General features: G+C 60.7%; 15 protein-coding genes and 1 tRNA gene. 1 reads left to right on the top strand and 15 read right to left on the bottom strand.

Going from position 1 to position 14,782, the window contains the following annotated elements; all coding sequences use genetic code 11:
• Nucleotides 1-33: 33 nt before the first annotated feature.
• From FHX16_RS01140 to FHX16_RS01185, 10 genes are all read right to left on the bottom strand, one after another.
• Nucleotides 34-1,116 carry a substrate-binding domain-containing protein gene (locus tag FHX16_RS01140; RefSeq protein WP_183753635.1) on the bottom strand — a complete coding sequence of 361 codons (1,083 nt, stop codon included), beginning with the start codon at nt 1,114-1,116 and terminating at the stop codon, nt 34-36.
• 268 nt (nt 1,117-1,384) lie between these two features.
• Nucleotides 1,385-2,704 carry a thymidine phosphorylase gene (gene deoA / locus FHX16_RS01145; protein ID WP_183863361.1) on the bottom strand — a complete coding sequence of 440 codons (1,320 nt, stop codon included), beginning with the start codon at nt 2,702-2,704 and terminating at the stop codon, nt 1,385-1,387.
• A gap of 1 nt (nt 2,705) precedes the next feature.
• Nucleotides 2,706-3,482 (bottom strand): deoxyribose-phosphate aldolase, encoded by a 777-nt coding sequence (deoC, locus tag FHX16_RS01150; RefSeq protein ID WP_183753631.1) that lies wholly within the window; start codon nt 3,480-3,482, stop codon nt 2,706-2,708.
• Nucleotides 3,479-4,282, bottom strand: a complete 804-nt coding sequence (locus FHX16_RS01155) for a purine-nucleoside phosphorylase (RefSeq protein WP_183863363.1) — start codon at nt 4,280-4,282, stop codon at nt 3,479-3,481. The genes deoC and FHX16_RS01155 overlap by 4 nt, the downstream gene beginning before the upstream one ends.
• The gene (locus FHX16_RS01160) at nt 4,279-4,668 is read right to left on the bottom strand and encodes a cytidine deaminase (RefSeq protein ID WP_183863365.1); all 390 of its coding nucleotides are present in this window, start codon (nt 4,666-4,668) and stop codon (nt 4,279-4,281) included. The genes FHX16_RS01155 and FHX16_RS01160 overlap by 4 nt, the downstream gene beginning before the upstream one ends.
• 4 nt (nt 4,669-4,672) lie before the next feature.
• A complete protein-coding gene (locus FHX16_RS01165) occupies nt 4,673-5,644 on the bottom strand; it encodes an ABC transporter permease (protein WP_183863367.1) in 972 nt (323 codons plus the stop codon).
• A gap of 11 nt (nt 5,645-5,655) precedes the next feature.
• On the bottom strand, nt 5,656-6,759 hold the full coding sequence (locus FHX16_RS01170; RefSeq protein ID WP_183863368.1) for an ABC transporter permease: 1,104 nt from the start codon (nt 6,757-6,759) through the stop codon (nt 5,656-5,658).
• 7 nt (nt 6,760-6,766) lie between these two features.
• Nucleotides 6,767-8,278 carry an ABC transporter ATP-binding protein gene (locus tag FHX16_RS01175; RefSeq protein WP_183753621.1) on the bottom strand — a complete coding sequence of 504 codons (1,512 nt, stop codon included), beginning with the start codon at nt 8,276-8,278 and terminating at the stop codon, nt 6,767-6,769.
• A 68-nt stretch (nt 8,279-8,346) separates the two neighbouring features.
• Nucleotides 8,347-9,339: a BMP family protein gene (locus FHX16_RS01180; RefSeq protein WP_016552315.1), complete on the bottom strand. Its 993-nt coding sequence runs from the start codon at nt 9,337-9,339 to the stop codon at nt 8,347-8,349.
• Nucleotides 9,340-9,598: 259 nt separating this feature from the next.
• A complete protein-coding gene (locus FHX16_RS01185) occupies nt 9,599-9,916 on the bottom strand; it encodes a hypothetical protein (RefSeq protein WP_183753619.1) in 318 nt (105 codons plus the stop codon).
• A 228-nt stretch (nt 9,917-10,144) separates the two neighbouring features.
• Between FHX16_RS01185 and FHX16_RS01190 the strand changes: the two genes are divergently transcribed.
• Nucleotides 10,145-10,234 (top strand) — tRNA-Ser (locus FHX16_RS01190).
• A gap of 515 nt (nt 10,235-10,749) precedes the next feature.
• On the opposite strand, the gene msrA is transcribed toward FHX16_RS01190, so the two are convergent.
• The 5 genes from msrA to FHX16_RS01215 all read right to left on the bottom strand — a co-directional run bounded on the left by msrA (nt 10,750) and on the right by FHX16_RS01215 (nt 14,782).
• The gene (msrA, locus tag FHX16_RS01195) at nt 10,750-11,268 is read right to left on the bottom strand and encodes a peptide-methionine (S)-S-oxide reductase MsrA (RefSeq protein ID WP_183863422.1); all 519 of its coding nucleotides are present in this window, start codon (nt 11,266-11,268) and stop codon (nt 10,750-10,752) included.
• A 131-nt stretch (nt 11,269-11,399) separates the two neighbouring features.
• Complete coding sequence (locus FHX16_RS01200) at nt 11,400-11,747, bottom strand: hypothetical protein (RefSeq protein ID WP_259126368.1); 348 nt, start codon at nt 11,745-11,747, stop codon at nt 11,400-11,402.
• A 159-nt stretch (nt 11,748-11,906) separates the two neighbouring features.
• Nucleotides 11,907-13,211 carry a nicotinate phosphoribosyltransferase gene (pncB, locus tag FHX16_RS01205; protein ID WP_183863424.1) on the bottom strand — a complete coding sequence of 435 codons (1,305 nt, stop codon included), beginning with the start codon at nt 13,209-13,211 and terminating at the stop codon, nt 11,907-11,909.
• Between the two features lie 170 nt (nt 13,212-13,381).
• Complete coding sequence (locus FHX16_RS01210) at nt 13,382-13,732, bottom strand: hypothetical protein (protein WP_183863426.1); 351 nt, start codon at nt 13,730-13,732, stop codon at nt 13,382-13,384.
• Nucleotides 13,733-13,822: 90 nt separating this feature from the next.
• Complete coding sequence (locus tag FHX16_RS01215; RefSeq protein WP_183863428.1) at nt 13,823-14,782, bottom strand: glyoxylate/hydroxypyruvate reductase A; 960 nt, start codon at nt 14,780-14,782, stop codon at nt 13,823-13,825.

Here is a 14,782-nt window from a genome sequence, read left to right on the forward strand (position 1 = left end):
TCCCCCGCATCGATTTCCAGGCGTTCAGAATGGCTAGTTCTCGAAGCGCTTGCCGACTTTGGCGACGTTATCCTTCGTCACCAATTGGGCACGCGTGTCCAGGTTGGCGGCGGAAATGCCGCGATCGATCTGGAGGTAAAGCTGCATGACGGGCCAGAAGCCCTGCAGGAAGGGTTGCTGTCCCAGCGAGCCAGTGAGATTTCCAGCCGCGATCCCCTCTTGCTGTGCCGGGCCGAGATCGAAACCAAAGGCGCAGAACTTGCCGGTCTTCCCCATCTGTGCGACCGCCTTCACGAGCGGCGGCGTGAAGACATTGTTGGCTGTAAACGCACCGACTGCGTCACCACGCGACTCAAATAGCGAAACAAGCGCGTTGACGGGGTCGTTCGGATTCGTGTCGATGCCAACATTCTCCGGCCCGGCATCCACCTTGAACGCGTCAAGCTTGCCGGCATCCTTCAGCGTCTTGACGATTGCGTTGAAGGCGGCGGTCACGCGATTATTGACCTCGATGTTGCCCATCGCGGTCGACGACGGCAGGAGAATCGAGCCGCTGGTCGCGCCGCTATCAAGCACGCACTTGGCAAGCGCCTCGCCTCCGATGGCTGCGGCTGACGCGTCCTGGCCGGTATGGCTTATGCCACTGCGGTTCAAGATGGTTGCGTCGAACGAGTTGGTTGTGGCGATGGGAATGCCGGCCTTCTCGGCGGCCTTGACGATGTCGTTGTAGGCACCGACTTGCGGCGTCGTCATGATGATGCCGTCGATTGTCGGGTCCTGGACAATCTGGTTCAGGATCTCGATTTCGCGCGCCGGATCGTCAACTGGTGATTCCGAGCCGAGTAACAGGATCTTGGCACCGATCATGTTGCCGGCAACGGTTGCGCCGACGTAAACGGGGTCAAAAAAGCCATTGCCTGCCGTATGCGTCACAATCGCGAAGGTCAAATGACCGTCAGCCGAATGAAAATCTTTCGTGCCGGACGCTTCCTTGGCGGCCTCGACAAAATCATAGCCGCCTACCGCTTTCTCAACGCCGCCCGACTGCGCAAATGCATGTGTAACGCCCAGCGACAGTACCGCAGCCGACGCTGCGTACAGCAAAGTCCGCCTCATGATTAGTCCTCCCTTGAGCCGAGGGAGAAAGTCGTTCGGGCGCAAATTATGGAGAGTGAAGGCCCGAGGGCTTCCTCCCATGCGCTAATATTCTGCGCAATTTCAATGCAAGTAAACGGCGAACTCATCGTAAGGGCGAATTTATACGCCGCATAAGCATCTCATGGTTGCTTTGCTGGCAAATAGCCGCCGAAGTCGTGTTTCAGGCTTCCGAAAAGGGCGTAGCGCGCCAGTCGTGCCTCCTGTTCCGCAGTTGAGTGCGTCCGCCTCAGGCAATAGCCGCAATGCGCTCGCAAACGACATCAGGGATGGCGGGATGACGCTCGCCGATCCTGTAGTTGGCAGCCAGCGCGGCGACTGACGCGTCTGCGGCATCCTCGTTGGCTGCATGTACCAGCGCAATCGGATCGCCCTGTTCGACACGGGTGCCAAGCGGCAAAATGTCGGATACACCGACCCGGTGATCGATCCTGTCCTCGGGATGCCGTCGTCCGCCCCCGAGGTCGACGACGGTCATGCCGATCTCACGAACGTCGCAGCCGGAGAGCCAACCGGATTGAGTCGCGAGAACCGCCTTGGTTACCGGCGCGTGGACAAGGTATTTGTCCGACTCTTCCAGGAGGTCTGAGGGGCCGCCGAGCAGGCGCACCATGCGGGCAAAGCATTCGGCGGCCCTACCCGACGAAACGGCGTCAGCGGCTCGCGTTTCGCCATCCTGCACTGAGGAGGCCACGCCTGATTCCATCAGCATCTCGGCCGCAAACGCCAGAACGGCAGCCTCCAGCCGGGTGTTCTTCTTCCTGCCTGCCAGAAAATCCAGGCAGTTGCGGATCTCCACGGCGTTTCCTGCCGCATCCGCCAACGGCTGGTTCATGTCGGTGATCAGCGCCGACGTCCGCACCCCCGCGCTGTTGGCGACATCGACGAGCGCGCGTGCCAGCATCTCTGCGTCTTTCGGCTCGGCCATGAAGGCGCCGGTGCCGACCTTGACGTCGAGCACCAAGGTCTGCAGTCCGGCCGCGAGCTTCTTTGAAAGGATTGAGGCAGTGATGAGAGGGATCGAGTCGACCGTCGCCGTCACATCCCTGATGGCATAGAGCTTGCCATCGGCGGGAGCAAGCGCGCCAGTCTGACCGATGATGGCGCAGCCGACATCCTTCACGACCTTGCGGAAAACCGTTGCATCAGGCGTGATGGTGTAGCCGGGAATGCTCTCGAGCTTGTCCAGGGTGCCGCCGGTGTGGCCGAGGCCACGACCCGATATCATCGGGACGGCCAGGCCGCATGCGGCCGCGATCGGCGCCAGCATCAGCGAAACATTGTCGCCGACGCCGCCTGTCGAGTGCTTGTCGGCGATCGGCCGGTCGATGTCTGTCCAGCTCAGCGTGTCGCCCGAACGCGCCATGGCCAGCGTCAGCGCCACCACCTCCTCGCGCGACATGCCCCTGAACCAGACCGCCATGGCGAAGGCGCCGATCTGCCCCTCGGAGAGCTGACCGGAAGCAAGCGCGGCGATGAACGATTGGATGTCTTCTGTGGAAAGCGTTCCGCCGTTTCGCTTCTGGCGGATGATCTCCTGAGGGATCATTTCAATAGCTCGATGCAGCGGCAGGCGCGGACTGCGTGCCGCTGAGAACGGCAAGAATGTCGTCGAGCAGTCCGGATGCGCCAAAACGGAAGGTGGATGGCATCGGCCAATCGGGTGCCAGGATCGTTTCTGCGAGGCTCAGATAGAGCGCCGCGTCGGCCACCGACCCGATACCACCCGCCGGTTTGAAGCCGACCTTTCGACCACTTTGGCGAATGACCCGAAGCATGATGTCAGCTGCTTCGAGCGTCGCATTGACGGCGACCTTGCCGGTCGACGTCTTGATGAAGTCGGCACCCGCGTCGACGGCGAGTTCGGCGGCGCGACGGATCAGCGCCGCATCCTTGATTTCGCCGGTTTCGAGAATGACCTTCAGCAGGATCGGATCCTTGCACTCGGCGCGGATGGCCGTCACCATGTCGGTAACGGCCTTGCCGCTACCCGTCATGAACTTGCGATAGGGAATGACGAGGTCGATTTCATCGGCGCCGTCGGCAATCGCCTCGCGCGTTTCGGCGGCAACGTCGGCGATTTCCATTTCGCCCGATGGGAAGTTGACCACGGTTGCGATCCGCACCGGATGAGCGGTGCCGAGTTGGGCGCGTGCGCGGGCAACGAAGCGCGGCCAAATGCAGATCGCTGCCGTGTTGCCATAAGGGGTCTGCGCCCGGGCGCACAGCGCGTCGATCTGAGCCTCGGTGCAATCATCCTTGAGGTTGGTGAGATCGAGGAGAGAGAGGGCGACAGCGGCGGTCTCCTTGCTGGAATGAGTGGTCATTGTTCGCTTTCTCCTGCAATCATCTCTCTTAGGATGGCGGCGAGGCGGGAGCCGCCGATCGGAGCCATATCCTTGGTCTCCTCATGGCTCAGTTCACCACCGGTCATGCCCGCTCCATAGTTGGTGATTACCGACGCCGCTGCAACCCTTAAGCCCAGCATTCGCGCGATAATGACCTCCGGCACGGTCGACATCCCAACCGCATCCGCGCCGAGGATACGGGCCATGCGGATTTCAGCCGGTGTCTCGAAGCTTGGGCCGGAAAACCACATGTAGACGCCCTGTGCCAAGGGGATGCCGAGTTTCTCGGCGGCCTTGCGCATCTTGTCGGCAAGGCTGGCATCATAGGCGCTCGTCATGCCGACAAAACGGCGATCGCTTTCCTCGCCGATCAGCGGGTTCATGCCAGAATAGTTGATGTGATCGCTAATCTGCATGACCGAACCGGGCGGCATGTCGTCTTGTAGCGATCCCGCGGAATTGGTCAGGATCAGGGTCTCGATGCCAAGACCCTTGAGAACTTCGATGGGCAGCCTCATCGCGCCGGCATCGCCCTTCTCATAGAAGTGCACGCGACCGGACAGCATGACAACCGGCACACCGCCAAGCGAACCGGCAACCACTTCTCCGGCATGACCCGAAACCGCGCTGACCGGGAAGCCCGGCAAGTCGCGGTATGGAATCCGTTGCGCGTCCGTCACCTCGCCGACAAGCGAACCGAGACCGGAGCCAAGCACGATACCGTAGCGCGGCGAAAGGCCGCCGAGCCTTCCGGCAAGCACGTCGAGCGCGCCGCTCATCCGAGTTCAGTCTCGAAGCTGAACGGCAGAAGTTCGTCCATGGTCATCGTCCTCTGCACGCCGACCTCATCGCAGAGGTAGATCTTCGTGTCCTTGGAGGCGAACTCCGAGATCTTCTGCCGACAGCCGCCGCAGGGTGGGCAAAGCGGCAGCTTTTCGGCGATGACAGCCATTTCGACGATCTTCTTCGCGCCGCCCATGATCATGGCGCTGATGGCCGTCGGTTCCGCGCACCAACCTTGAGGGAAAGACAAGTTCTCGATGTTGGCGCCGGTATAGACCTTTCCGTCCTCAGCGCGAATAGCCGCGCCGACCGGGAACTTCGAATAGGGAGCATGAGCGAAAGCCATGGCGCCGCGAGCGGCCTCGAAAAGATCGTGGGACATGTTCTCAACGTTCCTTCGTATAGGGGACACCACCCGCCTTGGGCGGGATTGCCACGCCGATGAAGCCGGCGAGCAGGACACAGGTCAGGATATAAGGCAGCGCCTGGAAGATCTGCACCGGCACTTCGCCGATCAGTGGCACCTGCTTGCCCTGCATGAAGTTTGCCAGCGCATCGAGAAAGCCGAAGAGCAGGCAGGCGAACATGACAGGCACCGGCTTCCATTTGGCAAAGACCAGCGCCGCAAGCGCGATGTAGCCCTTGCCGGCCGACATATCCTTGATGAAAGCCGCCGACTGCGCGATCGCGAGATAGGTTCCGGAGAAGCCGCAGAGGATGCCGGCGCACATGACGGCGCGATAGCGCAGCCAGGTGACCGAAATGCCAGCCGTGTCGACGGCGCCCGGATTCTCGCCGACGGCGCGCAGCCGCAGGCCGAAGCGCGTGCGGTAGAGGATCCACCAGGAAAGCGGAACCGCGAAGAAAGCGAGATAGGTCAGGATGTTGTTGCCGGAAATCACGTTGGCATAAAGCGGGCCGATGATCGGAATATCGCGGATGGCATCGGCGCCAGGCAGCACGATCGGCACAAAGCGAGCCTCAGGAAGCAGCTGCGGCGTGCGGCCGCCCTGGCCGAACCAGGCGCCGCCGAGAACGATCGTGATACCGGCGACGAAGAAGTTGATCGCCACGCCCGAGATGATCTGGTTGCCGCGGTTGGTGATCGAGGCGAAGCCGTGCACGAGGCTGAGCGCCACGGAGCAGACGATGCCGGCGCCGAGACCGAGCCATGGCGAACCGGTCAGGTAAGCAACGCAGGCCGCCGCAAACGCCGATCCGAGCATCTTGCCCTCGAGGCCGATATCGAAGATGCCTGCCCGCTCGGAAAACAGCCCTGCCAGCGCCGTGAAGATCAGCGGGATCGACAGGCGGATCGTGGAGCTGAGGACGCTGATGAAGATGTCATAATAATCCATCGTGCGTTCCCTCACGCGGCCTTGAACTGTTGGTAGACGCGAACCATCGCGGGGCGGAACATGTATTCAAGCGCGCCGGCAAAGAGGATCACGAGACCCTGAATGACAAGGATCATTTCGCGCGTGATATTGGGCATCTCGAAGGAGATCCAGTCGCCACCCTGATAGAGGATGCCGAAGAGGATCGCCGAGAAGATGATCCCGACCGGATGGTTTCTGCCCATCAGCGACACGGCGATACCAACGAAACCAGCACCGCCGACGAACTCCACCTGCAGACGGGCCGAGGATCCCATGACCGGATTCAGCGCCATCATGCCCGCAAGCGCGCCGGACAGCAGCATCGCAATCATGACGATGCGAGGGTAGGGGATGCCGGCATAGGCTGCCGCGCTCTGGCTGACGCCAAGCGTGCGCATCTCGAAACCGAGCTTGGTACGCCAGATCAGCAGCCAGACGAAATAGGCCGCAACCAGCGCAATGAGGAAGGAAACGTTGAACGGCGCGGCGCCGAGCTTGGCGCCGAACAGGTCCATCAGCCAGCCGAGTTTCGGCAACTGGCCGCCTTCAAGGAAGGTGCGGGTTTCCGGCGCCATCTTGCCAGGCACGATCAGCACATGCACCAGCAGGTAGACCATCAGCGCCGCGCCGATATAGTTGAACATGATGGTGGTGATGACGATGTGGCTGCCGCGCTTTGCTTGCAGGAAGGCCGGAATGAAGGCCCAGGCCGCACCAAACAGGCCAGCACCGACAACCGCTACCGGCATGGTCACATACCATGGGACATAGTGGTCGAGCGCCAGCGCTACCAGGGCGCAGCCGAGGCCGCCGAGATAGGCCTGACCTTCCGAGCCGATATTGAACAGGCCGGCATGAATGGCGACGGCAACGGAGAGGCCGGTGAAGATGAAGCTCGTCGCGTAATAAAGCGTAAAGCCGATACCTTCGCCGCTGCCAAGCGCGCCTTCTATCAGCAGCGACAGGGCCGCAAGCGGGCTCTCTCCGATCAGCCAGACGACAAAGCCGGAGATCAGGAAGGCAACGAACAGGTTCAACAGCGGGATGAGGCCGTAGTTGATCCAATTTGGAAGTGGAACGGAAGCAGTGCTCATCGAGGCCTCACGCGGCAATGCCGGCCATCATCAGGCCGAGGGTCTGTTCACCGGCATCGGGCGTCTTCTCACCGACCACGTGGCCGGCAAACATGACAAGGATACGGTCTGAAAGGGCGCGGATTTCGTCGAGTTCGACGGAGACGAGCAGGATCGCCTTGCCCGCGTCGCGCATCTCGATGATCCGGCGGTGAATGAACTCGATCGCGCCGATATCGACGCCGCGCGTCGGCTGGCCGATGATCAGGGCCGTCGGATCGCGCTCGATTTCGCGCGCCACGACGATCTTCTGCTGGTTGCCGCCGGAGAAGTTCGCTGTCTTCAGGCGCGGGTTCGGCGGACGAATGTCGTATTTCTCGATCTTCTCCATCGCGTCCTTGCGGATCGCGTCGAGATCAAGCAGCGGCCCCTTGCTGTAGCCGGGATTGCGATGGTAGCCGAGAACCGAGTTCTCGTACTCCTCGAACTTCAGCACCAGCCCCATGTGATGACGATCTTCGGGAATGTGAGCGAGGCCGAGCTCCCTGAGCCGCGCCGGATCGGCCTTGTCGATTGGCTGGTTGTCGAGGAAAATCTCGCCGGAATGCGGCTTGCGGATGCCGGCAATTGCCTCCAAGAGTTCGGACTGCCCATTGCCAGCGACGCCGGCAATACCGACGATCTCGCCGGCTCGGACGTCGAAGGAGACGTTGTCGACCATGGTGACGCCGCGATTGTCCTTAACGGTCAGGTTGCGAGCCGACAGGATCACCTTGCCTGGATTGGCTTCGCCCTTCTGCACGCGCAGCAGGACGCGGCGGCCGACCATCAGTTCGGCCAGCTCCTCGACCGTCGTCTCGGAAGTCTTGCGGGTCGCGACCATCTCGCCGCGGCGCATGACCGACACCGTATCGGTGATCGCCATGATCTCGCGTAGCTTGTGGGTGATCAGAATGACCGTCTTGCCCTGGTCGCGAAGGACGCGAAGGATCTTGAAAAGATGGTCTGCCTCGGCAGGCGTCAGCACGCCGGTCGGCTCGTCGAGGATGAGGATCTCGGCGCCGCGGTACATGGCTTTGAGGATCTCGACGCGCTGCTGCAGCCCGACCGGAAGCTCTTCAATGAGCGCATCGGGGTTCACTTCGAGGCCATAGTCCTTCTCAAGGCGGCGCAGCTCGGCGCGCGCGGAAGAAACGCCTTTGGCGAGCAGGGCGCCGCCCTCGGCACCGAGCATGATGTTCTCGAGCACCGTGAAATTGTCGACCAGCATGAAGTGCTGGTGCACCATCCCGATGCCGGTCGCGATCGCGGCCTGGCTGTCCTTGATGGTGACGGGATTGCCGTTGACGCGGATTTCACCGGCGTCGGCATGGTAGAAGCCATAGATGATCGACATCAGGGTCGATTTGCCGGCACCGTTCTCGCCGATGATGCCGTGAATCGTGCCCTTGGCGACGGTAAGATTGATGTCTTTGTTGGCATGAACGGCACCGAATTTCTTGTCGATGCCCACAAGTTCGATAGCGGGCGTGTCTGTCACAGCAGGCTCCAAATACGAAAAGGGCGTATGGCGGAACGGATCCGCCATACGCCCGTCTCAGTCACGGATCACTTCGGGCAAGCATTGTCCGAGGTATAGTCGTGAACCTTGATGGTCCCCGCGATGATGCCTTCCTTGGCCTTGTCGAGAGCAGCCTGCATGTCAGGCGTGATCAATGCCTTGTTGTTGTCGTCCATGGCGGCTGCAACGCCGTCTTCCTTGACGCCGAGCGCGAGAACGCCGGCCGTGAACTTGTCAGCCTTGACGTCGCTGAAGCCGTTGTAGACAGCAAGGTCGACGCGCTTGACCATCGAGGTCAGGACGGAGCCCGGGTGCAGATGGTTCTGGTTGCTGTCGACGCCGATCGAGAGCTTTTTGTTGTCGGCTGCTGTCTGCAGGACGCCGAGGCCGGTCGCACCGGCTGCCGCGTAGATGACATCAGCGCCCTGGTCGATCTGGTTCTTGGTGAGCTCGCCACCACGAACCGGGTCGTTCCAGGCAGCGCCCGTCGTGCCGGTCATGTTCTGGAACACTTCGACATCGGCCTTGACCGAGCGGGCGCCCTGCTCATAACCGCATTCGAACTTGCGGATCAGCGGAATGTCCATGCCGCCGACGAAGCCAACCTTGCCGGTCTTCGAAGCGAGGCCGGCCAGCGTGCCGACGAGGAAGGAGCCTTCTTCTTCCTTGTAGACGACAGAACGAACGTTCGGCTTGTCAACGACGGCGTCAACGATGACGAACTTCGTGTCGGGGAATTCGGCTGCGACCTTCTCGATTGCCGAAGTCCAGGCGAAGGAGACAGCGATAACCGGGTTGAAGCCGCGGCTCGCGAAGTTACGGATGGCCTGCTCGCCCTGGGTGTCGCCGGTCGGCTCGAAGTCGCGATAAGCGATCCCGGTTTCCTTCTTGAACTTTTCGGCGCCGTTGTAGGCTGCTTCGTTAAACGACTTATCGAACTTCCCGCCGGTGCCGTACACGAGCGCCGGCTTGACGTCGGCGGCGAGCGCCGTCGTGGACATGGCAGCCACGGCCAGGAGAGTCAGAAGGGATTTTTTCATGAGTTGCAGCCCTATTGTTTCTAATTGTTTGGGTCCTCCCGCAAGCCGTTTAGGCATGTCTGCGGAACCACCGACCTCCCCCCGGAGGCCTGGCTGGGCGCATCCTTGCATGGCTCAAAAAAAAATTCACGAGAAATTTTTCGACTGGTAAAGATTTGCCGCAATTGCCAAAAATCAGCTCACGCGGGCTGAATTTTGTACAAAATCATCACCGGCTTGCGATTTTTCTCGGCAAATTTGGGTTCGCCAAGACCGCTTGTCATGCCGCAAAGCGGCCAGCCACCGAGGGCTTCTTGTAGCCCACCATCCACAACATCAGCGACAGCACCAGGAACACGGCAAAGGCCGGCTGGAGCATCAGCCACTGGAAGGCAAGCGTGTAGAAGCGCGGATGGATGTAATAGGCGATGGTCGATTGAAGGGTTTCCAGCGACGAGGGGCTAAGGTCCTGCCATGCGTCACCCATGGGAGTGATAACTACCGACGACGCGGCAACGGACTGAATGGAATCAATCGTACCGGCGATGACGGCGACGGCCAGCGCAACGAGACTTGCCAAACGCAAAAGGAAACGCATCAAACTCTCCGGCGATCAAACATGCCAGGCATTTTCCTGGCCAGCCGCGCCATTCGTCAACCTCTACAAAAGATAGTTATGGAGGGGTGGAGCTACAATGGAGGGCCAGAGCGCACTTTTACCGGAAGAAGTCAAAAAACTGTTAGATTTGGGTTGATCGGCAAAAATTCATCGGTATATATCGCGCCGTTCCGACGATTTGCATCTTCGCCGATGCAGACCGCCAAAGGACAGGTGGCCGAGTGGTTGAAGGCGCACGCCTGGAACGCGTGTGTACGTGAAAGCGTACCGAGGGTTCGAATCCCTCTCTGTCCGCCATTTGGCTTTCCGAGGATTGCGTCATTTCAGCTGCCTAGCGGCAAGCTTGCGCCTAGCATCCGTGTTTCAGCCCGCATTTCCTGGTCGATTGTCTGAGCCAGCTTTTCGCGAGTACTGACGCTGCACCTCGCAAAGCAACGACGTAGGGTGGAGTGACGGCAGCCTTCAGACGAGCCGCCATAAGGAAAAAGGTCGGAACGATATCGTGCCGACCTTCCTCAATCCGCCGCGACCATGGGCTGCCAGTACCTCCGTGGTCAGCCTATCGAAGGCGAATTCCGTAAGTCGAATGTAGCGCTTTGGGAAAGGAACTCAAGCACCCCTTATGGACGATGCGGCTGTAACGTATACCAACCGTGACCGGCGATTGTTGGTACGAACGGATCATTCGCTGTGGAGGCGGCGTTAGCGGCTGTTGTCCCCAGCCATTCGCCTGAAACCAAGAGGCCCTGCTCCAACAGCAAGGCCTCTTGTCAGTACGCGCTCGAACGCCACGCGGGCAAGCTAGCGCCCTGTTATCCGGCGGCCGTGCTGCGGGCTCGTTTCGGCAGTTTCCAGCCAGGCCGCACGAAGTGGCAGGTGTAGCCATTGGGAATGCGTTCCAGATAGTCCTGATGTTCAGGCTCCGCTTCCCAGAAGTCGCTGACCGGAACAACTTCCGTGACGACCTTTCCGGGCCACAGGCCGGAGGCATCGACGTCGGCAATGGTGTCCTCGGCGTTCGCTTGCTGAGCGTCGTCGGCGTAGAAGATCGCCGATCGGTAGCTGGCGCCGATATCGTTACCTTGCCGGTTCATTGTCGTCGGATCATGGATCTGGAAGAAGAATTCGAGGATGTCGCGGTAGCTGGTCTTCGCCGGGTCGAACAGGATCTCGATCGCCTCGGCGTGGTTGCCATGATTCCGGTAGGTCGCATTGGCGACCTCGCCACCGGTATAGCCCACGCGAGTGGATACGACGCCAGGGAGCCGCCTGATGAGGTCCTGCATGCCCCAGAAGCAACCGCCCGCCAGTACCGCACGCTCTACAGTCATTGGAAACGTCCTTTCCAGTCAAACAATGGGCACAGACATCTGCGACCATTTCTTGGGCCATAGATGGGGATTGGCGCCCCATTTTGCCAGACCGCGTTTTGCCGTCTGCTTTTCAGGGCTAGCGGCTCAAGCTACCGCTTCATGTCGGGGCAGACATAGGGAGCCTTGACGGCGGCATAACTGCGCTCGACGAGATCCTTCACCGCGGAGATTTGAAGAGTGAGCCTATCAGTAGAGATCGTCTTGATCTTGGCCAGTATGATCGCGCCGTCCTCATCCCATGAAATCTCGTTGGCCGACGGCTGTTTCCATGACCTGAGAGCGTAGGTTTCCCAGCAAGAGTCGATAAGGAGTTTGCCTTTCGGCAAAAAGATCATCATTGGGCCTGGCAGACCGGATTGCGATTTGGTCTCCGTCCAAGGCGTACCAATCAGCGGGGACGCTGCAGACTTCTCGGCAGCAAGGGTCGGCGTTTGCACGGGATGGCGGGTCCTCGAACGGCCAGGAAATCTGCGCAGCCGATTGGGTCCTGCGGTTCAACCAATGCAACACCGGGTAGCAAGTCGGATCGGGTGTCGAGCCGTCCTCCGCCGTAAAATATGTCCCGGGGATCTGCGCGGAAGACTCGCGCTTAGCGCCTACACAAATACCGCCTGATCGACGCGATCCTCCGTACCGAAGAACTTCAGATAGCGTTGAACCTCCGCCGGGTCGCCGGTTGCCTTCTGCGGATTGTCCGATAGCTTCACGGCCGGGCGGCCGTTGGCGTCAATGACCTTGCAGACGATGGAGATGGGATTGAGCCCGGAGATCTCAGTCGGCGCGCAGCCGGCGAAGTCGTTGGTGAGGTTGGTGCCCCAGCCGAAACTCATCCGCACCTTGCCTTCGAAGTGCTTGTAGGTGTGGATGATCGCGTCGACATCGAGGCCATCCGAGAAAATAAGCAGCTTCTGGCGCGGATCGCGGCCCATCTTCTTCCACCATTCGATGATCTTCTCGCCGCCTTCGACGGGCGGTGCGCTGTCAGGTCGGAAGCCCGTCCAATCGGCGACCCATTCGGGCGCGTCGCGCAGGAACGCTGCCGTTCCGAACGCATCCGGCAACACGATCAGCAGGTTGCCGCCATAGAGCTTGTTCCAGTCCCGCAGCACCTTGTAGGGTGCGTTGTGCAGTTCCTTTTCGGTCTGGGCAAGGGCCGCGGCCACCATCGGCAGCTCGTGGGCGTTCGTGCCGACCGCTTCGAGATCTGAATCCATGGCGAGCAGCACGTTGCTGGTACCGGTGAAGGCAGGCCCGATGCCTTCCTTCAAGGCCTCGACGCACCAGCGCTGCCAAAGGAAGCTGTGGCGGCGGCGCGTACCGAAGTCGGAGATCCGCAGGCCAGGCAATTCGCGCAGCCGCTCCACCTTTTCCCACATCCGCGCTTTCGCGCGGGCATAAAGCACATCGAGCGTAAACGGTCCAAGCGCTTTCATGGCGGAGCGCGACCGCAGCTCGTTGATGATGGCGAGCGCTGGGATTTCCCACATGGTCGTGTCCTTCCACGATCCATGGAAGTCGAGCACGTACTGCCCGTCACGTTTCGACAGTTCGTATTCCGGCAGCTGGAAATGCGAGAGCCAGGCAAGGAACTCAGGCTCGAAAATCTGCGCGCGGCCGTAGAAGCTGTTACCAGCGAGCCAGATCGTTTCCTTCTTGGAGAGACGCAGGGTGCGGGCATGGTCGAGCTGCTCGCGCAGTTCGCCCTCGTCGATCTCTTCGGCCAAAAGCACGCGCTTGGTGCGGTTTATGAGCGTGAAGGTGGCGTTGACCTCAGGGTAGAGCTTCCAGATCATCTGCAGCATCAGCAGCTTATAGAAGTCCGTGTCGATCAGGCTGCGAACAATCGGATCGAGCTTCCAGGTGTGATTGTAGACGCGCCGCGCGATATCAGTCTTGGCCATGTACTCCGCCCATTCCCAAGCCGGGTAAGGTGCGCCGACCGGCGCACGAAAACCGGCTCGTGTGCTTTTCTTATCGAAAAATCAGCCGGTAAAGTCCAGCGCAAACAGAAAAGCACCCTGCCGGCGGTCCGACAGGATGCGTGGTAGTGACCGCCTTGACCCGCCCGCTCCTATTGTGCAGGAGGCTTGGGCGTTGCCGGCGCCGTGTTCGAGGCTGGCGGCTGAGTCGGTGTCTCGGTCGGCACCGCATTGCCGTTTTGCAGCGAGGGCGATGGTGTCGGTGCTAATTGCTGCGACTGGATCTGCTGTCCTGGCTGCTGGGGAGCGACATCCGCTGACTCTTTCTTGCCCCAGATTTCGACGGGAATCCATACGATGAAGGCGAGCACCAGCGCGACGATCAGGACCATGAGAATCCGGGTTCCCGTCCGGCCGTGTTTTGCCTTCACAGGTGAAATCGTCTCCTCGGCATGAAGCTTGCCGTCCGCTTCTTCCCAGCGCGTTTCCGTCTGCTGAGCCATGCTTGCCTCCTTCCGATGTCGCGCAAGCCGTCATCGGCTCGCCACCTCACCTCGGAGAAAAACGAACGGAAAGCAGCATGGTTCCGGCGCTTAGTAACCCATCTGCCGATCGACGACGAATTGCAGCGGCTCGCCGCCCTCGTAGCGGGCGATCTGGCGCTCGACGTGGCGGAAGAGCGCTGTCTCATCGGAAACTGCCGCATCGTGCGGCGTGATGAACACGTTTTCGAGCCCCCAGAGCGGATCGTCGGAGGCAAGCGGCTCGACTGCGAAGACGTCGATCGACGCGCCGCCGAGCACGCCGCCCTTAATCGCGGCGACGATGTCCGATTGCACCTGGCTCTTGCCGCGGCCTGCATTGATGAACACAGGCTTGCCGAGCGCACCACCCTGCCGCAGCTTCGAAAATAGCGCGGCATTGTAGAAGCCTGTCGTCTCCGGTGTCAGCGGCAGCAGGCCGACGAGGAAATCGGTCTTGGAGAGGAATTCATCGAGCTGGCTGGAATTGTAGGTTTCGACGCCGTCGATCTCCTTGCGGCTGCGCGACCAGCCGATGACATTGAAGCCCATGACCTTCAGCTTGTACGCTGCATCCTGGCCGAGCACGCCAAGGCCCATGATGCCGACGGTGATTTCGGCGGCCTCGGGCGGAACCAGCTTGCCCCAGATGCGCGCCCGCTGATCCTTGTCGTGCTGATGCTGCTGGCGGAGATGCATGAGGCACTGCATCACCACCCATTCGCTCATTCGCGTCGTCAGGCTGCGGTCGGAGAAGCGAATGATCGGGACGTCGGGCAGCCCCGGCAGGTTCATGAAGCTGTCGACGCCGGCGCCACCGGAGAAGATGACCTTCAGATTGGGCGCGCGGCTGAAAAGATCCGCGTCCGGCTTCCAGAGCAGCGCATAGTCGATGCCGGTCAGGTCGCGATCCTTGTTGGCGGGATCGGCGAGGTTGATGCTGCCGCGATCCGCAAAGGCCGTTTTCAGGATGCGGGCAACGGTTTCGGGGTCGAACTTGAGATCGACGAGAATGGGCGGTCTTGCGGACAT

It is taken from the genome of Rhizobium sp. BK661 (genome assembly GCF_024808825.1).
Taxonomy (GTDB): domain Bacteria; phylum Pseudomonadota; class Alphaproteobacteria; order Rhizobiales; family Rhizobiaceae; genus Rhizobium.